This window comes from Amycolatopsis sp. NBC_00355 (assembly GCF_036104975.1).
GTDB lineage: Bacteria > Actinomycetota > Actinomycetes > Mycobacteriales > Pseudonocardiaceae > Amycolatopsis.
In genome coordinates this window covers 8,542,355-8,560,367 of sequence record NZ_CP107982.1, presented here as the reverse complement: position 1 = coordinate 8,560,367, position 18,013 = coordinate 8,542,355, and the positions used below count along the sequence as shown (strand labels likewise).

General features: G+C 69.9%; 16 protein-coding genes. 4 read left to right on the top strand and 12 right to left on the bottom strand.

Annotated elements, in window-relative coordinates:
• The first annotated feature begins 3 nt into the window (after positions 1-3).
• Positions 4-1,212, top strand: a complete 1,209-nt coding sequence (locus tag OHS18_RS39520; RefSeq protein ID WP_328614241.1) for a PQQ-dependent sugar dehydrogenase — start codon at positions 4-6, stop codon at positions 1,210-1,212.
• A gap of 766 nt (positions 1,213-1,978) precedes the next feature.
• Here the strand turns inward: OHS18_RS39520 and OHS18_RS39515 are convergent.
• The 8 genes from OHS18_RS39515 to gatC all read right to left on the bottom strand — a co-directional run bounded on the left by OHS18_RS39515 (position 1,979) and on the right by gatC (position 10,249).
• A complete protein-coding gene (locus OHS18_RS39515; RefSeq protein ID WP_328614240.1) occupies positions 1,979-3,118 on the bottom strand; it encodes a Gfo/Idh/MocA family protein in 1,140 nt (379 codons plus the stop codon).
• Positions 3,118-3,870: a cupin domain-containing protein gene (locus tag OHS18_RS39510; protein WP_328614239.1), complete on the bottom strand. Its 753-nt coding sequence runs from the start codon at positions 3,868-3,870 to the stop codon at positions 3,118-3,120. Before OHS18_RS39510 ends, OHS18_RS39515 begins: the two co-directional genes overlap by 1 nt.
• 10 nt (positions 3,871-3,880) lie before the next feature.
• Positions 3,881-4,798, bottom strand: a complete 918-nt coding sequence (locus OHS18_RS39505; protein ID WP_328614238.1) for a PmoA family protein — start codon at positions 4,796-4,798, stop codon at positions 3,881-3,883.
• Positions 4,795-5,892, bottom strand: coding sequence for a Gfo/Idh/MocA family protein (locus OHS18_RS39500; RefSeq protein ID WP_328614237.1), 1,098 nt, complete (start codon positions 5,890-5,892; stop codon positions 4,795-4,797). The genes OHS18_RS39505 and OHS18_RS39500 overlap by 4 nt, the downstream gene beginning before the upstream one ends.
• 496 nt (positions 5,893-6,388) lie before the next feature.
• Positions 6,389-6,925 carry a hypothetical protein gene (locus OHS18_RS39495; protein ID WP_328614236.1) on the bottom strand — a complete coding sequence of 179 codons (537 nt, stop codon included), beginning with the start codon at positions 6,923-6,925 and terminating at the stop codon, positions 6,389-6,391.
• Between the two features lie 8 nt (positions 6,926-6,933).
• Positions 6,934-8,439 (bottom strand): Asp-tRNA(Asn)/Glu-tRNA(Gln) amidotransferase subunit GatB, encoded by a 1,506-nt coding sequence (gatB, locus tag OHS18_RS39490; protein ID WP_328614235.1) that lies wholly within the window; start codon positions 8,437-8,439, stop codon positions 6,934-6,936.
• Positions 8,436-9,953 (bottom strand): Asp-tRNA(Asn)/Glu-tRNA(Gln) amidotransferase subunit GatA, encoded by a 1,518-nt coding sequence (gatA, locus tag OHS18_RS39485; protein ID WP_328443742.1) that lies wholly within the window; start codon positions 9,951-9,953, stop codon positions 8,436-8,438. Before gatA ends, gatB begins: the two co-directional genes overlap by 4 nt.
• Positions 9,950-10,249: an Asp-tRNA(Asn)/Glu-tRNA(Gln) amidotransferase subunit GatC gene (gatC, locus tag OHS18_RS39480; RefSeq protein ID WP_247061885.1), complete on the bottom strand. Its 300-nt coding sequence runs from the start codon at positions 10,247-10,249 to the stop codon at positions 9,950-9,952. Before gatC ends, gatA begins: the two co-directional genes overlap by 4 nt.
• 236 nt (positions 10,250-10,485) lie before the next feature.
• On the opposite strand from gatC, the gene OHS18_RS39475 reads away from it, so the two are divergent.
• Positions 10,486-11,139, top strand: coding sequence for an amino acid-binding protein (locus OHS18_RS39475; protein WP_328443744.1), 654 nt, complete (start codon positions 10,486-10,488; stop codon positions 11,137-11,139).
• Positions 11,140-11,383: 244 nt separating this feature from the next.
• Here the strand turns inward: OHS18_RS39475 and OHS18_RS39470 are convergent, their stop codons facing one another.
• The 4 genes from OHS18_RS39470 to OHS18_RS39455 form a co-directional block, all read right to left on the bottom strand.
• Positions 11,384-11,878, bottom strand: coding sequence for a GNAT family N-acetyltransferase (locus OHS18_RS39470; protein WP_328614234.1), 495 nt, complete (start codon positions 11,876-11,878; stop codon positions 11,384-11,386).
• Positions 11,871-14,051 (bottom strand): NAD-dependent DNA ligase LigA, encoded by a 2,181-nt coding sequence (ligA, locus tag OHS18_RS39465; RefSeq protein WP_328614233.1) that lies wholly within the window; start codon positions 14,049-14,051, stop codon positions 11,871-11,873. The genes OHS18_RS39470 and ligA overlap by 8 nt, the downstream gene beginning before the upstream one ends.
• A gap of 11 nt (positions 14,052-14,062) precedes the next feature.
• On the bottom strand, positions 14,063-14,761 hold the full coding sequence (locus OHS18_RS39460) for a hypothetical protein (RefSeq protein ID WP_328614232.1): 699 nt from the start codon (positions 14,759-14,761) through the stop codon (positions 14,063-14,065).
• Positions 14,762-14,845: 84 nt separating this feature from the next.
• Positions 14,846-15,883 (bottom strand): methionine synthase, encoded by a 1,038-nt coding sequence (locus OHS18_RS39455; protein WP_328614231.1) that lies wholly within the window; start codon positions 15,881-15,883, stop codon positions 14,846-14,848.
• Positions 15,884-16,017: 134 nt separating this feature from the next.
• On the opposite strand from OHS18_RS39455, the gene OHS18_RS39450 reads away from it, so the two are divergent.
• Together OHS18_RS39450 and OHS18_RS39445 are read left to right on the top strand one after the other, a co-directional pair.
• Positions 16,018-16,842 (top strand): phospholipid scramblase-related protein, encoded by an 825-nt coding sequence (locus OHS18_RS39450; RefSeq protein ID WP_328443757.1) that lies wholly within the window; start codon positions 16,018-16,020, stop codon positions 16,840-16,842.
• Positions 16,843-16,946: 104 nt separating this feature from the next.
• Positions 16,947-17,990, top strand: coding sequence for an MBL fold metallo-hydrolase (locus OHS18_RS39445; RefSeq protein ID WP_328614230.1), 1,044 nt, complete (start codon positions 16,947-16,949; stop codon positions 17,988-17,990).
• Positions 17,991-18,013: the final 23 nt, after the last annotated feature.

The window sequence follows — 18,013 nt, the reverse complement described above, 5'->3', positions numbered from 1 at the left end:
ATCATGCGAACCCGGTACCGGTCGGCTCTGCTGGCGATCCTGGCCTGCGGCGTCGTGCTGCCCGCCGGCTGCGCGCGGTTCGACGACACCGCGGCGGGCCAGACGTTCAGCCCCGCACCCGTGGCCAGCCCCGAATCCCCGCCCGAGATCCAAGGCCCCGGCTCGGACTCCGGCGGCGACGGCCAGCAGAGCCGCCCAGGTCAGCAGGCCACGACAATCCCGCCGCCGCAGGGTTGCAAGGATTTCGACCAGACGGTGATCGCGACCTGCCTCGACACGGTGGCCGCGGTCGCCGGTCTGCCGGGCGACGGCTCCACGCCGAGCGCGCTCGCGGGCGAGCGCAAGAGCGGCCGCGTCCTGCTGGCCACGGCGGGCAAGGACGCCACGGAGTTCGCGAAGCTCGACGTCCAGGCGGCCGGCGACGGCGGCCTGACCGGCCTCGCGCTGTCGCCGTCGTACGTCGAGGACCAGCTCGTGTTCGCTTATGTGACGACGGCGACGGATAACCGGGTCGTCCGCTTCGCGAAGGGCCAGACGCCGAAGCCGGTGCTCACGGGCATCCCGAAGGGCGCGACCGGCAACCGTGGCTCGCTGGGCACGGACAACCGCGGCGCGCTCCTGGTCGCGACGGGCGACGCGGGCAACCCGAACGCGGCGGCCGACCCGTCGTCGCTGGCGGGCAAGGTGCTGCGGATCGACACGTCCGGCAAGGCCGCGGCGGGCAACCCGAACGGCGCCATGGCGGTGGCGTCCGGCCTCCACGCCCCGGGCGGCCTGTGCGCCTCGGCCGACGGCGGCCGCGTCTGGGTCACCGACCGGCTGGCCGACAAGGACGCGCTGTACCGGATCCAGAGCGGCCGGCCACTCACGGCCCCGGCGTGGACCTGGCCGGACAAGCCGGGCGTAGCGGGTTGCGCGGATTTCGTCGACGCCAACGGCTCGGTCTCGGTGGGCACGTCCTTGGCCGGAAACCTGCAGAACCTCCCGGTCACGGCGGAGGGCGCGGTCAGCGGCAAGCCGACGGTCAGCCTCGACGGCAAGACAGGCAAGCCCCCGATCACGTACGGCCGCCTCGCGGGAATCAGCATGATCAACCCGCAGCTGGCGGTCGCGGGAACGGTCAACAAGGACGGCGGCACCCCGGTCTCGAGCGACGACCGAGTGGTCCTGATCACCCCAGCCACCTCCGGCGGCGGCAACGGCAAGGACTGACCAGTCCCGCTGACCTGACCACTTCTCAACTGGAGCCGCGGTCGTTGTCGCTCCCGCTACAACACCACCTGGACCGCGCCCGGCAATCCGCTGACCTCGGGTCCAGCCATGTCGTCGTCCGGCCGACCACGTCATCGGCCTCTGCGCAGAGAGTCAGGCCGTCGCCTGTTCGCGGGCGACGATGTGGTCGATGAATCCCTAGGCGAGGCCTCGTCCGCGTCGAACCAGCGGTCCCGGTCGGCGTCGTTGCCCCAGCCGGCGGCCGTCCCGACCCAACCGAGCGGCCTCGCCACGCAGCCGACCACGCCATCGGTGCCCATCAGCGGCCCCAGCCGATGACTCGTCAGTCCCGGCTCAACCCGCGTGGTCGCCCATCGACTACGGCCCAGTACCCGCGCCCGCACGCCCGTCTGGTGGCCCGCCAGCCCCAGCCCCAACCGCGTAGTCGCCCAACAGACCACGTCCCCCATACCCGCGCCCACCCACCTCAGCCAACGCCCACCGGATCCCAGCCCATCCGCCTTGTCGCCCAACAGACCACGGCATCGGTGGCGGGTCCACTCGCCTCGGCCGGCGACCGGCCAGGTCCGGGTCAGCCGCATAGTCGCCAACCGACCACATCACCAGCAGCGCCCCCTCGCCTCGGCCGGCGACCCGCCGATACAGATCAGCCGCGTCGTCGCCCCACAAGCCACGTCGCCGGCACCCGCCGCTCACCTCAGCCGGCCGTCGTCACTTCACCGCCCACAATCCCCGCGGCATCCGGTCAGGTCAGTGGCTTCAACTCGACCCGCCGTCCCTCCGCGGACGACGCCAGTCCAGCCTCCGCGAGCTGCAGTCCCCGCGCGGCCGAGAAGAAGTCGTAGCGGTGTTGCCGTCCGGCGACCACGTCCCGGACGAACTCCTCCCACTGCGCTTTGAACCCGTTGTCGAACTCGGCGTTGTCCGGCACCTCGGCCCACTGGTCCCGGAACGCCTCGGTCGCCGGCAGGTCCGGGTTCCACACCGGCTTGGGCGTCGCCGACCGGTGTTGCACACGGCACCGCCGCAGGCCGGCCACCGCGCTGCCCTCGGTGCCGTCCACCTGGAACTCGACCAATTCGTCGCGAAAGACCCGCACCGACCACGACGAGTTGATCTGCGCGATCGCCCCCGACTCGAGCTCGAAGATGCCGTACGCGGCGTCGTCCGCCGTTGCCGCGTACGCCTCTCCCTGCTCGTCCCAGCGGCGCGGAATGTGCGTTGTCGCTTTCGCGGTCACTGCCGAAACCCGGCCGAAAAGGTTCTCCAGCACGTAGTTCCAGTGGCAGAACATGTCCAGCACGATTCCGCCACCGTCCTCCGCACGGTAGTTCCAGCTCGGCCTCTGCGCATCCTGCCAGTCGCCCTCGAAGACCCAGTAGCCGAATTCGCCGCGAACGGACAGGATCCGCCCGAAAAAGCCGCCTTCCACCAGTCGCCGCAGTTTTCGCAGGCCGGGCAGGAACAGTTTGTCGTGCACGACGCCGTGACAGATCCCGGCGTCCCGAGCGAGACCCGCCAGTTCCAGCGCCGCCGTCAACGTGTCGGCCAGCGGCTTCTCTGCGTAGACGTGCTTGCCCGCGGCGATCGCCGCCCGCACGGCCGGCTCGCGCGCCGACGTCAGCTGCGCGTCGAAGTAGATCTGCACGTCCTCCAACGCCGTGTCGACGTCGGTGGTCCACGACGTCAGGCCGTGCCGCTCGGCGAGCTCTTTGAGCTTGACGGCGTTGCGCCCGGCGAGGATCGGCTCGAGCTGCGCGCGGGTGCCGTCCGGCAACGAAACTCCGCCCTGTTCGCGGATCGCCAACACCGACCGCAGCAGGTGCTGGCGGTAGCCCATCCGGCCGGTGACCCCGTTGAGTAGCACTCCGATGGTCTGGTTCATCAACTACCGGCCTTCCACGTCGAGATTTCGTCCCCGCCGTACGGCGCGGTCACCCCGGGGATGTCGTATTCGGCGCGCCGACCGCACATGCCGTAGCCGTCGGGGTTCGACGGCGTCGCGACCCGCACCTCCGACCGCTCGAGATGACTCCCATCGCCGTCGGCGAGCGCCTTGAGGTGGGCGCCGGTCAGTTCCGCGGCTTTGAGTGCCCCCGCTTGCCACCGCGGCACCCACTCCCCGACCTTCGGGGCGACGAGCCCGACCGCCGCCCGGTGGAACGCCCGCAGTGGCTCCGGGTCGCCGTCGAGCAGCGCCTCCCGCAGCGGCAGGTAGCCGCGAATCGCCAGGTCACGGCGCTGCCGGGCGGCGTCGTCGGTTTTCGGCGACGCTGCGGCCTCGGCGTACGCGGCAGGGTCGTCGAGCACCGTGGGCGGAAAAGTGAACACGGCGTCACCGGCCTCGGGCAGGCCACTGTTCTGCATGAGCACGGTGACGCGCAGGTCGCCGCCCTGCACCATCCGGTGCACGGTGCCCGGCGCGAACCACACGATGACCCCGGCCTCCAACGGCGTCTCGGCATAGCCGCCGACACTCAACGTCTGCACCGCGCCGCGCCCACCTGTGACGACGTACGCCTCGGTGCAAGCGAGGTGCAGGTGCGGGCTGCCACCGCAGACGCCGTCCGCCGCCGCCCAGTCGTAAGCGCGCAGGTGGGAGACACCAATGCCACCCGGAAGAGGGAATTCGTCCATGGCTTGCCCTTCAGAACCCGTGCGTGCCGAGGTAGGCGGTGACGCGCTCGCGGTCCCAGGCCCCATCGGCGACGACCACCCGGTAGCGGTAGGAGAAGCTCTCCCCCGGTGGCAGGGAGAATTCTTCGAAGAACGCCCACGAGATCGCCACGGTCGGTGTGTCCCGGGAACGGACGAACCAGTGCGACTCGTGGATCGCGCCGTCGTTCTCCGGCGCGTGCGCGAACACGAGCGTCGAATGCGCGTCGACGTCGTCGTGTTCGCCGACAAAGGCCAGCCAGGGCGCCTGCAGGCCCATCATCTCCTCGCCGCCCAGCTCACCGGGTCCGAGGATGCGGCCACCGCTGAACTCGCGCGGCCCACGCCAGTGCAGCCCGGTGTACCCGGCCATCTCGCGGCCGGCGGTGGTCGGGCTGCCGAACGCGAGCGGGGTGTCACGGATGTTGGTCAGCTCGATCGCCCAGTCGATGGCCCAGGCGCCTTCGTCCGGCTCGACCGAGTGGACGACGATGTCGCGCCGCTCCCGAGCCCACTCCTCACCACTGTTGGCGACCCAGGTGAGCTGCTCGGTGAAGGTCAGCCGGTCACCGTCGACGGTGAATCCGGCGAACGCGTCGTGCCGCATCGAGCCGACACGATCGGGCAGGTCCTGGTACCAATCGCCGGGTACGTAGGTGTGGCCGCCCCAGAAGTTCTGGCCGGACAGGTGGCTCGACGTCATCTGCAGGCCCTTGTGCCAACGGTGGTCGGCGGGGCGGTACCCGCTGACGCGCCGCCCACCGAGGGTGCGCAGCGGGTGGGTGTAGGGCTTGCGGGACTCGTAGGCCACCGGGTCGGGCTTGTACACATAGGACATCAACTGGACTCCGCCGGCCTCGACGGCGACGTGGTCGCCGTGCCGGTGGGTGACGGTGATCGCCGCGCTCATTTCGTCTCCACTCCCTGGCTGACGCCGGCCATCGACCGGTAGTAGTCGTCACCCGGCCCGATCTCGCCCCGGCGCACCCCGGTCCCGGTGGAGGCCGACTTGTAGAGCGCCGCGACGAGTTCCAGCACGCGCCGCCCGTCATCCCCGCTGCACGGCGGCCGCCGACCGGCCCGGTACGCGGCCAGGACGGGCGCGAACGCGGCGGTGTGCGAACTGGCGACGTCGCCGGGCGGGCTGGACCAGCGCGTCGTCCGATCGGCGACCACGTGCGGCGCCGGGGTGTAGCGCCAGTCCTTGCCGCTGTAGCCGTAGAGGTGGGTGAGCTCGACGGTCGCGTTTTCGCAGTCGATCCGGATCCGGCTCACTTCGTCCGGGGACAGCACGCTGTTGACGACGGTCGCCAGCGCGCCCGACTCGAACCGGACGAGCGCGGTGGAGACGTCCTCGGTCTCGACGTCGTGCACCAGCCGCGCGGTCATCGCCCGCACCTCGGCCCAGTCGCCGAGCAGGTGGAGCAGCAAATCCATCTGGTGGATCCCGTGCCCCATGGCCGGACCGCCGCCCTCGCTCGCCCACTTCCCCCGCCACGGCACGGCGTAGTAGTCGGCGTCGCGGTACCAGGTCGTCTGGCAGTGCGCGACGAGCGGACGGCCGAGCTCCCCGTCCGCGAGCAACGTCCGGAAGTGCCCGGCGGCCGAACCGGACCGTTGCTGGAAGACGAAGGAGGCGTACGGCCCGCCATCCCGTTCGACGGCGGCGATCTCGTCGTACTCGGCGAGCGACCGGCAGGGCGGCTTCTCGCACCACGCCCAGGCGCCGCTCTCGAGAACCTTCCTGACCTGCTCGACGTGCAGTCCGGGCGGAGTACAGATCGAGACGAGGTCAGGTTCCTGCTCAGCTAGCAGTGTGTCGAGGTCTTGATACGGCTTGGCGCTCGCGGCCTCGGCACAGAACGCGGCGGCGCGCGCTCCATCGACGTCCGCGACGGCCACCACTTCGACGTCATCGCGATGGGCTTCGTATGCGGCCCAGTGACTTTTCGCGATCCCGCCGGCTCCGACGACGGCCACCCGTAAGCGCTTTCCGCTGCGCAATCCCGGACCCCCTCCGCTCGCCGGCGATGTCCACAAGACGACCTCCGCGCGCGCCGATGCCCCGAGCGCGACTTCTCGACCGTCGCAGAAAGCGCTTTCTCGCGCAACAGGCCGCCGCGCTGTCAACGTTGTCAGCGCCGGGGGCTCAACCGGAACGGACGAGATCTCGCACAAAGGCGGCCAGCCCGGCCGCTGCACGTAGAGACTCTTGCCACCGCAGGCAGCATCGCGAACCAAGACCAGCAGGCTTTGCTGTCACGCATCACGTCGAGCGGGCTTGGCCACAAACCAACGTCGGTCAGACCAGCGAACCTCGCCGCCACAGGCCGACTGCAGACAGATCAGCGCCCTCATCACCGCAAACTGAAGTCAGGTAGATCAGCTGATCTTGCACTCGCCGACCGCCCGACGTTTCGGCGTTCAGCGCCGCGACAGCCAACTCGTGATCGGCAAGACCAGCCGACGAGGCGATGTCACCGGTCGGCCTTCCACCAAATCAGCGGTTCTTGTCTCGCAGACTGCGCTTCCGCGGCTGCTTGCCTTCGGCGCGCATCGCCCGCACGTCCAGGAAGGCGACCACCCCGGACCCGAGCGCGGCGAACATCCCCAGGAACCGGCCGAAGCCCGGGCCGATGGCGATGCCGGCAGCTTCGAAGATGCCGCGCTGGTCGGCGTCGAACTCCCAGTCGAGCGTGAGCCAGCCGATCACCATCAACAGCACCGACGCCGCGGCGACCACCAGCCACAGGTGCGGCAGGCCACTGACCCGCACGGTCCGGACTCGCCCGAAAGCGACCACGACCAGTCCGGCCAGCAGCAACGGCAGCGGCGGGCACCAGGCGAAGAAGCTCGAGTCCCACGCGTCGCGGACGACCTGGTCGTGCGGCAGTTGCGAAAGGATGACCTCGATGTCCGGCTTGTTGGTGCTGAGCGTGGTCCACGGCAGGAACGTCGAACCCAGCGCGAGCAGCCCGGCCGCCAGGCCGAGCCACTCGCGCCAGGTGACGCTCTTGACGGAAAACGGCTGTGTCATGAAAGCGGTCAGGAACCGACGCGTTCGATGATCAGCTCGCGGACCCGCTTCGCGTCAGCCTGCCCCTTGGTCGCCTTCATGACCGCGCCGACGATCGCGCCGGCCGCCGCCACCTTGCCGCCGCGGATCTTCTCCGCGACGTCCGGCTGCGACGCCAGGGCCTGGTCGATCGCCGCGAGCAGAGCCGAGTCGTCCGAGACGACCTTCAGCCCACGCTTCTCGACGACCTCGCGCGGCGAGCCCTCGCCGGCGAGCACGCCCTGGACGACTTCCTTGGCCAGCTTGTTCGTCAGCTCGCCGGACGTCACCAGCCCGATGACCTCGGCCACCTGGGCCGGACTGATCGCCAGGTCGGCCAGTTCGACCTCGCGGGCGTTGGCCTCCTGGGCGAGGGTGTTGACCCACCAGCCACGCGCCTCGTCCGGCTTCGCGCCGGCCTCGACCGTGGCCGCGACGAGGTCCACCGCACCGACGTTCAGCAGGTCACGCAGGGCTTCGTCGGAAAGGGACCACTCCTGCTGGATCCGTTTGCGACGCTCGGACGGCATCTCCGGCAGCGTCCCGCGCAGCTCCTCGACCCATTCGCGCGACGGCGCGATCGGGACCAGGTCGGGCTCCGGGAAGTACCGGTAGTCCTCAGCGGTCTCCTTGGTGCGGCCGGGCGACGTCGAGCCGTCGGCCTCCTGGAAGTGCCGGGTCTCCTGCTTGATCGTGCCGCCGTCGGCGAGGATCGCCGCCTGCCGGGTCATCTCGTACCGCACCGCGCGCTCGACGCTGCGCAGCGAGTTGACGTTCTTCGTCTCGGTGCGGGTGCCGAACTCGGTCGCGTCCTTCGCCATCAGCGAGATGTTCGCGTCGCAGCGCAGCGAGCCCTGGTCCATCCGGACGTCGGACACGTCGAGCGCGCGCAGCAGATCACGCAGCGCGGACACGTACGCCCGCGCGACCTCGGGAGCCCGCTCGCCGGTGCCCTCGATCGTCTTGGTGACGATCTCGATCAGCGGCACGCCGGCCCGGTTGTAGTCGAGCAACGAGTGCTCGGCACCGTGGATCCGGCCGGTGGCGCCACCGACGTGCAGCGACTTGCCCGTGTCCTCTTCCATGTGCGCGCGCTCGATCTCGACGCGCACGACCTCGCCGTCGTCGAGCGTGACGTCGAGGTAGCCGTTGAAGGCGATCGGCTCGTCGTACTGCGAGGTCTGGAAGTTCTTCGGCATGTCCGGGTAGAAGTAGTTCTTCCGGGCGAACCGGCACCACTCGGCGATCTCGCAGTTCAGCGCGAGGCCGATCCGGATCGCGCTCTCGACGGCCTTGCCGTTCACCGCCGGCAGCGCGCCCGGCATGCCGAGGCAGGTCGGGCAGACCTTCGTGTTCGGCTCGCCGCCGAACTCGTTGGCGCACCCGCAGAACATCTTGGTGTTCGTGCTGAGCTCGACGTGGACCTCGAGCCCGAGCACGGGGTCGAAGCGCTCGATGACGTCGGCGTAGTCCATCAACTCGGCCACGGCAGTCACTTCGTTCCTCCCAGCTCCGGGACCTTGTGGACCAGCGAGCCACCGGCAGCGGCGTCGCGGGCGGCCTCGTACGCGGCGCCGACCCGGTAGAGCCGGTCGTCGGCGAGCGCCGGGGCCATGATCTGCAGGCCGACCGGCAAGCCGTCCTCGTCGGACAGGCCGCTCGGCACGCTCATCGCGGCGTTGCCGGCCAGGTTCGACGGGATCGTGCACAGGTCGGCGAGGTACATCGCCATCGGGTCGTCGACGCGCTCGCCGATCTTGAACGCCGTGGTCGGCGTGGTCGGCGAGACGAGGACGTCGACCTTCTCGAAGGCCGAGGCGAAGTCACGCGTGATCAGCGTGCGGACCTTCTGCGCCGAGCCGTAGTAGGCGTCGTAGTAGCCGGACGACAACGCGTACGTGCCCAGCATGATCCGCCGCTTGACCTCGGCGCCGAAGCCCTTTTCGCGCGTCAGCGACATGACCTCTTCGGCGCTGTGCGTGCCGTCGTCGGCGACGCGCAGGCCGTAGCGCATGGCGTCGAACCGGGCGAGGTTCGACGAGCACTCGCTCGGCGCGATCAGGTAGTACGCCGGCAGCGCGTAGGTGAAGTTCGGGCAGGAAACCTCGACGACCTCGGCGCCAAGCGCACGCAGCTGGTCGACCGCGGCCTGGAAGGACCGCAGCACACCCGGCTGGTAGCCGTCGCCACCGAACTCCTTCACCACGCCGACGCGGACGCCGGACAGGTCGCCGTTCGCACCCTGGCGGGCCGCCGCGACGACCGGCGGGACCGGCGCGTCGATGGACGTCGAGTCCATCGGGTCGTACCCGGCGATGACCTCGTGCAGCAGCGCGGCGTCGAGCACCGTGCGGGCGCACGGCCCGGCCTGGTCGAGCGACGACGAAAACGCGACGAGGCCGTAGCGCGACACGCCACCGTAGGTCGGCTTGACGCCGACGGTGCCGGTGACCGAGCCGGGCTGCCGGATCGAGCCGCCGGTGTCGGTGCCGATCGCCAGCGCGGCTTCGAAGGCCGCGATGGACGCCGACGAGCCACCGCCGGAACCGCCCGGGATGCGGGCGTGGTCCCACGGGTTGTGCGTCGGGCCGTACGCCGAGTTCTCGGTCGACGACCCCATGGCGAACTCGTCCATGTTGGTCTTGCCGAGGATGACGACACCGGCCTCGCGCAGCTTGCGCGTCACCGTCGCGTCGTACGGCGGGATCCAGCCTTCGAGGGTCTTCGACCCGCACGTCGTCGGGATGCCCTCGGTGGTGAGGACGTCCTTCAGCGCGAGCGGCACGCCGGCCAGCGGCGACACGGGCGCCTGGCCTGCGGCGATGCCCTCGTCGACGGCCTTGGCCGCGGCCAGCGCGCCCTCGGTGTCGACGTGCAGGAACGCGTGGACGTGGTCGTCCACCTCGGCGATCCGGTCCAGGTGGGCCTGGGTGACCTCGACCGCGGACACCTCGCGCGTGTGGATCTTCTCCGCCAGTTCCGCGGCGGTCAGCTTGATCAGCTCGGTCACTGCTCTTCCCCCAGAATCCGCGGCACCCGGAACCGGCCCTCTTCGGCGGCCGGCGCACCGGCCAAGGCCTGCTGCTGGGTGAGCCCGGGACGGACAACGTCCTGCCGGAAGACGTTCGTCAGCGGCACGGCGTGCGACGTCGGCGGCACGTCCTCGGCGGCGACCTCGCTCACCTTGGCCACCGAGTCCAGGATCTGGTCGAGCTGGCCGGCGAAGACGTCGATCTCGTCGTCGGTCACGGCCAGCCTGGCCAGCTTCGCGAGGTGCGCGACCTCGTCTCGGGAAATGTTGGGCACGCGGGTGACTCCCGGGTTGTGCTGTGCGGGTTGTCTCGGAAGCTGCAAGTCTATGGTGGCGGCGTGGGCGGACTCGACTGGGTTACGCCCGGCGCAAACCGAGTGCCGTCCGGCGACACCGACGTCCCGCCCGGCGGACAGTGGGTCCCGCGAGCCGGGTGGGTCTGTCACAATCGGCGACCGGCATCGAGCGTCCCACGGCAAGGATGGGACGCCAGAGGTGAGAGGGGCGCGTGGTGTCGTTCCTGATCCGGGTCCTCCTTCCGGACAGCCCGGGAACCCTCGGCGCGGTCGCCACGGCGCTCGGCACGGTAGGCGCCGACATACTCAGCGTGGACGTCGTCGAACGCGGCACCGGAGTGGCGGTGGACGACCTGGTCGTCGAGCTCCCCTCGGGCCGTCTCCCCGATGCGCTGATCACAGCGGCGGAGAGTGTCGAAGGCGTCGAAGTCGACGCGGTCCGCCCGTACGCGGGCGTGCTCGACACCCACCGCGAGCTCGAACTCGTCGAAGAGATAGCCGCGCGGCCGAAGACCGGTCTCGACATCCTGGCCGAGGGCGTGCCCCGCATCGTGCGCGCGGGCTGGGCGATGGTCGTCGAATACGCCGAGACCGGCGCCGTCCGGCTGGCGTCGTCGAGTGCCGCCCCGGAGACCCCCATCACAGACCTGCCCTGGCTGCCGCTCGGGCGCGCGACGGTGCTCGACAGCGAGGAAGCCTGGATCCCGGAAACGTGGAAGGAACTGGGCACCGAGCTGGCCGCGACCCCACTGGGCAAGCCGGGCAGGGCGCTGCTGGTGGCCCGCCCCGGCGGACCGAACTTCCGCGCCGCCGAAGTCGCGCGGCTGGCTCACCTGGCCGGAATCGTCGCGGTCGTCCTCGACGGCTGACCGCGTAGTCCGAAATCCGACGACGGCATCCCACCCGGCCGGGTGGTCTTGCTCTGCCGTCGACAGCAGGCGGCCTGATCGCCCTTCGGCCGATTTCGGCGACGGCATTCCGTGCCGGATCCTCGCGGCGATCCCATACCGGGCCGACCGCGCAATTGTCGAAAAGGGGCGACGTCTCCCTCGAGACGTCGCCCCTTTCGGCAACGGACCCGCGTCGCCCACGACCTAGCGGACGAACGCCCGGTCAGACGTCGATCTGGTACGCGATCAACGTGATGTGCGGGAACGGCCGCCAGTCGCGTTCGGGCAGGCGTGTGAACCCGAGGCGTTCATAGAGCCGGTGCGCCGCGCGCATCCCGTCCAGACTGCTCAGCACCACCCTGCGGAGCCCCAGCGCCCGCGCGCGATCGAGCACGGCCCGCGTGAGCGCCTCCCCCACACCGCGGCCACGCGCCGACGGCGCCACGGCGAGCATCCGGAACTCCAGCTCGCCGGGGCGCGAAATCTCCGCATAAGCCGAGCCCGGCTGGACGATCGTCACGCAACCGAGGACGTCCCCGGCCTCATCGACGGCGAAGAGCACTTCGGCCAGCTCGACCCGGCGCGCGATGTCACGCAGTTCCGCGTCGTAGCCGACGTCGTCGGCCAGATGACCATCCACGTCGTAGGCCTGGACCGTGACCTCGCCCGCCGCGAAGTACTCCTCCGGCCGCGGTGGCCGGATTTCGACGTCACCCATCCGTCTCTCCAGACTCGTTCTCGGCGGTTTCGTCGCCCACCGGCAGCGCCACCTCCCGCGCCGCCTCGGGCCCCTGCGCCAGCAGGACGCGGAAGCCGGCCTCGTCGAGCACGGGCACCTTCAGCTGGACCGCCTTGTCGTATTTCGAACCAGGCGAGTCCCCGACGACGACGAACGCCGTCTTCTTCGACACCGACCCGGCCGCCTTGCCGCCGCGGGCCATCAGGACCTCCTTGGCCTCGTCGCGGGAGAACCCGTCGAGCGAGCCCGTCACCACGATCGACAAGCCTTCGAGGTTGCGTGGGATCGACTCGTCGCGCTCCTCTTCCATCCGCACGCCGGAACGTCGCCACTTTTCGACGATCTCGCGGTGCCAGTCGACTTCGAACCACTCCTGGGTCGCGCGCGCGATGGTCGGGCCGACGCCGTCGACCTCCGACAGCTCCTCTTCGGTGGCCTCTTCGATCCGCTCGACCGAGCCGAACTCGCGAGCCAGCGCCTGCGCGGCGGTCGGTCCGACATGCCGGATCGACAGCGCGACGAGCACCTTCCACAGCGGCCGGTCCTTTGCCGCGTCGAGGTTGGCGAGCAGCTTTCGCGCATTGGCGGACAGCTCGCCCGCCTTGGTGCGGAAGAGCTCGACCTCGGACAGGCTGTCCTCGTTCAGGTCGAAGATGTCACCCTCATCGGCGACCACCCTCGCGTCCAGCAGCGCGACCGCCGCCTCGTAGCCGAGGACTTCGATGTCGAAGCCGCCGCGGCCGGCCAGGTGGAAGAGCCGCTCCCGCAGCTGCGCGGGGCAGAACCGGGTGTTCGGACAGCGGATGTCCTTGTCGCCTTCCTTCTGGTAGGCGAGCTCGGTGCCGCATTCCGGGCAATGGGTGGGCATGACGAACTCGCGCTCGTCGCCCGTGCGCGCGTCCACCACCGGCCCGAGGACCTCGGGGATGACGTCGCCGGCCTTGCGGATGACGATCCGATCGCCGATCAGCACACCCTTGCGTTTGACCTCTTCCCCGTTGTGGAGGGTGGCGCGCGCGACGGTCGACCCCGCGACCGTGACCGGCTCGGTGACCGCGAACGGCGTCACGCGCCCGGTGCGGCCGACGCCGACCTGGATGTCCAGCAACGTGGTGATCGCCTCTTCGGGCGGGTATTTGTACGCGATCGCCCACCGCGGTGCCCGCGATGTCGTGCCCAGCCGCCGCTGCAGCGACACCTGGTCGACCTTGATGACGACGCCGTCGATCTCGTGCTCGGCGTCATGCCGGTGCTCGCCCCAGTAGGCGATGTGCTCGGTGAGTTCCTCGGCCGTCGTCAGGACCTTGCTGTGCGGCGACACCGGCAGGCCCCACGCGGCCAGCGCGTCGTACGCCTCGGACTGGCGCCCCGGCTCGAACCCCCGGCGTTTGCCGAGCCCGTGGCAGATCAGCCGAAGCCGGCGTTCCTTCGTGATCTTGGGGTCCTTCTGCCGCAGCGACCCAGCCGCCGTGTTGCGCGGATTCGCGTACGGCGGCTTGCCTGCTTCGACCATCTTCGCGTTCAGCTCGAGGAAGTCCTCGACGCGGAAGAAGACCTCGCCACGCACCTCGACCAGCGCGGGCACCGGGAACTGATCGGTGCCCGTGAGCGTCTCGGGAACCTGCTCGAGCGTGCGCATGTTCAGCGTCACGTCCTCACCCGTGCGGCCGTCACCCCGGGTGAGCGCCCGGGTGAGGTGGCCGTTTTCGTACAGCAGGTTGATCGCCAGGCCGTCGATCTTCAGCTCGGCCAGGAACTCGGTGCGCCCGACCTCCTTCTCGACGCGTTCGACCCACGCCAGGAACTCGTCCCGGTCGAACACGTTGTCCAGGCTGAGCATGCGCTCGAGGTGGTCGTACGCGGTGAACTCGGTCGAGAACGTGCCCCCGACCCGCTGGGTCGGCGATTCGGGCGTGACCAGCGCCGGGTGCGCGTCTTCGATCGCCTGCAGCTCTCCGAGGAGCTCGTCGAACTGCCCGTCGGAGACGATCGGCGAGTCCAGGACGTAATAGCGGAACTGGTGGTTGCGAAGTTCTTCCGCGAGCGCGCTGTGGCGCTCACGCACGTCGGCCGGGACGTCGGTGACGTCCTCGGCGGCCTCCGGGGCGTCCACCGCCGCGATCTGGTCCTGGGGAAGGTCTGTGCTGCTCACAGGTGGTGAGCCTAGTCGGCGGCACCGACATTTCCGGGCGTCCCGGCGTCGAGCCCGCGAACCAGTTCACGGAACTCCAAAAGGGTGATCGCGCCCGACGGCTCGGTCTCCGCAGTCTCGACACGCCGTAGTCGTTCAGCCGCCAGCCGTTCGCCCAATGTGGCGTCGAGCGGCAAGAACGTCATGGTCAGCCGCGCGGCCTCGTCGAGATCCCGGAACCCGGGGTGGAAGACGGCGACGTCGACGACGTCCTCGTCCACCTGCGCGACGACCCGGACGTCGGCCAGCGAGATCCGGTGCTCGCCGAGGTTGACGGTGACCTCGGTCGGATCGGGCACCGGCGGGACCGAGTCGTGGTACTCCCAGATGGCGTCGTCCGGCGGCGCGGCGGCCCGCCACGCGTCGGTGTACGGCCGCACTTCCGGGTCCTCCTGACCCGTCACGACCAGGGCGTAGATCGACCGGCGACCACGTTCGAGCGAGAAGTGCAGCCGCGGGTGCAGGGCCTCGACCAACTGGCAGAGCTCGTGTTCGACCCGGTGCGGCTCGCCCTCGCCGAGCGCCGCGCTGACCATCGGGAGCAGGTCGTACCAGCCCTGCCAGAACGTCTCCGCGGCGACCGCCGGGTCCTCCGGCACGCGCTGCTCCGGCCACGCGGTGCGCGGGTCGGGCGGATCGGCGGCGGTGCTTTTGCGGCGGAACAGGCGCATGGCTATCGGTGATCCTCGTTCGGTCGGCTTCCCCGACACGCTACTTGGCGTGCCGCGCCGACGTCGGCGAGTTGCCGGATTCCGTCACCACCCTTCCGGTGGCTCCACGAAGGCCTTGCCCAGGTCGCGCGACAGCGCGAGAGCCCGGCGCATCCAGTCCGGTGTCGCGCCGGCGAGACCGCAGGCGGGGGTCGGCACGGCGCGTTCGGCCAGGACGCTGTGGTTGAAGCCGAGCCGGCTCGCCAGCCGGAACGGCGCTTCACCGACGTCCTTCAGGCTCAGCGGCGCGGAGGGGGCGGTGGTCGGGATCGCGCCCATGAACAGCGTCGCCCCGCCGTCCCACACCTCGCCGATCTCGTCGAGGAACGCGGCGGACGAGCCGTCGAGAGCCCGGAGGTCGAACGCCAAGGCGTCCGCGCCGGCCTCGCGCAGCAGCCCGAGCGGTGGTTTCGGGGCGCAGCAATGCACGATCACGCGCTGACCAGTGATCGTGCGCGCGCCTTCGATGACAGTGGCGAGCAGGTCACGGGCTTCGGGTTCCGGCACAGCCGCGACGTTCCCGTAGCCGGACGGCGTCGACAGCCCACCGGCCAGCACCGTGGGCAGCGACGGCTCGTCGAACTGCACGACCACGGGCGCGCCAGTCCTGGACCGGACCTCCGCGACGTGCTCGGCGAGGCCGTCGAGCAGGGACGACGTGAAGTCCCGCAGCGCGCCGCGATCCGTGAGCACCCGGTGGCCGCGGGGCAGCTCGATCCCGGCGCCGAGCGTCCACGGCCCGGCGACCTGGACTTTGAAGACCGGTGGCGTGACCCCGGCCTTCTCCTTGGCTTCCTGCACCGCGTCCAGGTCCCAGCGGAGCAGGTCGACGGCCCGGCGGTGTTCGTGCCCCGGCCGAGCCGCGACGCGGTAGCCGCTGGGCACAACCTCGACGGCCAGGTCCACCAGCAGCGCCGCCGTCCGGCCGAGCATGTCCGCCCCGACGCCGCGGGCCGGCAATTCCGGCAGGTGCGGGAAGTCCGGCAGCTCGCCGAACACGACCGCCGCTGCCTCCACGGGGTCCGTGCCGGGCATCGAGCCGATCGCCGTCGCGGCGCCGCTGGGCCAAACTCGTTCGCTCACAACCCCGGATTGTGGTCGACCATCGGCCGCCGACGCCGACCGGGCCACCGCACAGCACCCCGCGGAGGCAGACATACGCCGCATTTCCCGTTACCTGGCCCGTGGGCGCGTCCGCGCGGATAGGCTGCCCGGTCATGACGAGTTCGCCACCGCAACCGGGTTGGTACCCCGACGCGCGGGACCCGCGGCTGCACCGCTGGTGGGACGGTCAGGCCTGGACCGCCAACACACGTCCGGCCCACCAGCCACTGCCAAGCGACTCCGAGCCGATCGAGCTGGACATCGAACGCGCGCACGACCCGTCGCGAATCCAGAACCAGGTCAACCGCGCCACCCGCGGCCGCGACGGCAGCACGCGCAACGGCGGTGGGACGTTGTTCACCGAGCCGGTCTTGGTCGTGAACCAGCGCGCCAAGCTGATCGAGATGGCCAACGAGTTCGGCGTCTTCGACCAGAACGGGACCCGGATCGGCGGCGTCGTCGAGGTCGGTCAGAGCACGCTGAAGAAGGCGATCAGGCTCCTGACCAACTACGACCAGTTCCTGACCCACAAGTTCGAAGTCCGCGACGCCAATCACAGCACGGTGCTGAAGGTGACGCGGCCGGCCAAGGTGTTCAAGTCCCGATTCCTCGTCACCCGGGCCGACGAGTCCCCGATCGGCGAGATCGTCCAGGAGAACGTCTTCGGGAAGATCCGTTTCGGCTTTGTCGTCGACGGACGTTCGGTCGGCGGGATCTTCGCCGAGAACTGGCGGGCCTGGAACTTCTCGATCCGGGACCACGCCGGCACCGAGGTCGCCCGGGTGACCAAGACCTGGGGTGGCTTCATCAAGGCCGCCTTCACCACGGCCGACAACTACGTGGTCGAGATTCCTCATCCGTTACCGGATCCCCTGGCCAGCATGGTGGTCGCCGCGGCCCTCACGATCGACACCGCCCTGAAGCAGGACACCAACTGATCTAGTGACCGGCGTCTCATCTTCTCCAGGTGGACAGCGGGCCCGGCACAGCTCAGGGTGAAGAAAGGCCGGGACGCCGGAGTCTCGCCGGGACGGAGGTCACCGTGGAACCGTTGCCGGAAAGCAGCGACCGGATCTGGACCGAACCCGGGATCTACGAGGTGTCTTCGGGCGTCTACCGAATCCCGCTGCCGCTGCCCAACGACGGTCTGCGCGCAGTGAACGTCTACGCGGTCACCGACGGCAAGAAGCTGGTCCTGGTCGACTCCGGCTGGGCCCTCGACGTCGCCCGCCAACAGCTGACGGACGCCCTCGGCGGGATCGGCGCCGAACTCGCCGACGTCAGCGAGTTCCTCGTGACCCACATCCACCGCGACCACTACTCGCAAGCGGTAGTACTCCGCCGTGAGTTCGGTTCGAAGATCGCGCTCGGCCAAGACGAAGAGCCATCGCTGAAGGTTTCGGGCAACCCCGACCGGCTGCCGATGGAAGCCCAGGTCGACCTCCTGTTCAAGGCCGGCGCCGGCGAGGTAGTCGAAGCACTGGGCCGCGAGTTCGGCACCAACCGGCGCCACCGGGAAGCCGATCTCTGGGAAGCACCTGACGAGTGGCTGACGCCGGGACGTCGATCGATCATGCCGGGGCGCGAGTTCGACATCGTCGCCACACCGGGACACACGAGCGGACACGTCGTCTTCGTCGACGATACGGCCGATCTGCTGTTCTCCGGTGACCACGTCCTGCCGCACATCACCCCGTCCATCGGATTCCAGCCGGTGCCGGCCGAATTACCTCTGAACGACTTCATGGATTCGCTGCGTCTGGTGCGCTCCATGCCTGACCGCCGCATGCTTCCCGCTCATGGCCCGGTGTCGGAGAGCGTGCACACTCGCGTCGACGAACTGCTGGAACACCATCGTGAACGCCTCGAAACCATGGGCGGGCAGATCGCCGCCGGCGCGAGCACGGCGTTCGAGGCCGCGCACCGAGTCGGCTGGACCCGCCGAAAGCGCAAGCTGTCCGAAATGGACTCGTTCAACCAGATGCTCGCGGTCCTGGAAACCGCGGCACATCTCGACCTGCTGGCTTCGCAGGGCAAATTGACCGCACAGACCATCGACGGAGTCCTGCACTACACGGTGCCCTGAGTACTTCCTGCATACTGGGTGCA

Excerpts from the sequence above, each read along its gene's own strand:
- OHS18_RS39450 (WP_328443757.1), top strand. The coding sequence starts at position 16,018 with ATGACGAGTTCGCCACCGCAACCGGGTTGGTACCCCGACGCGCGGGAC.
- OHS18_RS39495 (WP_328614236.1), bottom strand. The coding sequence starts at position 6,925 with ATGACACAGCCGTTTTCCGTCAAGAGCGTCACCTGGCGCGAGTGGCTC.
- OHS18_RS39470 (WP_328614234.1), bottom strand. The coding sequence starts at position 11,878 with ATGGGTGACGTCGAAATCCGGCCACCGCGGCCGGAGGAGTACTTCGCG.
- OHS18_RS39460 (WP_328614232.1), bottom strand. The coding sequence starts at position 14,761 with ATGCGCCTGTTCCGCCGCAAAAGCACCGCCGCCGATCCGCCCGACCCG.
- OHS18_RS39520 (WP_328614241.1), top strand. The coding sequence starts at position 4 with ATGCGAACCCGGTACCGGTCGGCTCTGCTGGCGATCCTGGCCTGCGGC.
- OHS18_RS39505 (WP_328614238.1), bottom strand. The coding sequence starts at position 4,798 with ATGAGCGCGGCGATCACCGTCACCCACCGGCACGGCGACCACGTCGCC.
- OHS18_RS39510 (WP_328614239.1), bottom strand. The coding sequence starts at position 3,870 with ATGGACGAATTCCCTCTTCCGGGTGGCATTGGTGTCTCCCACCTGCGC.
- OHS18_RS39515 (WP_328614240.1), bottom strand. The coding sequence starts at position 3,118 with ATGAACCAGACCATCGGAGTGCTACTCAACGGGGTCACCGGCCGGATG.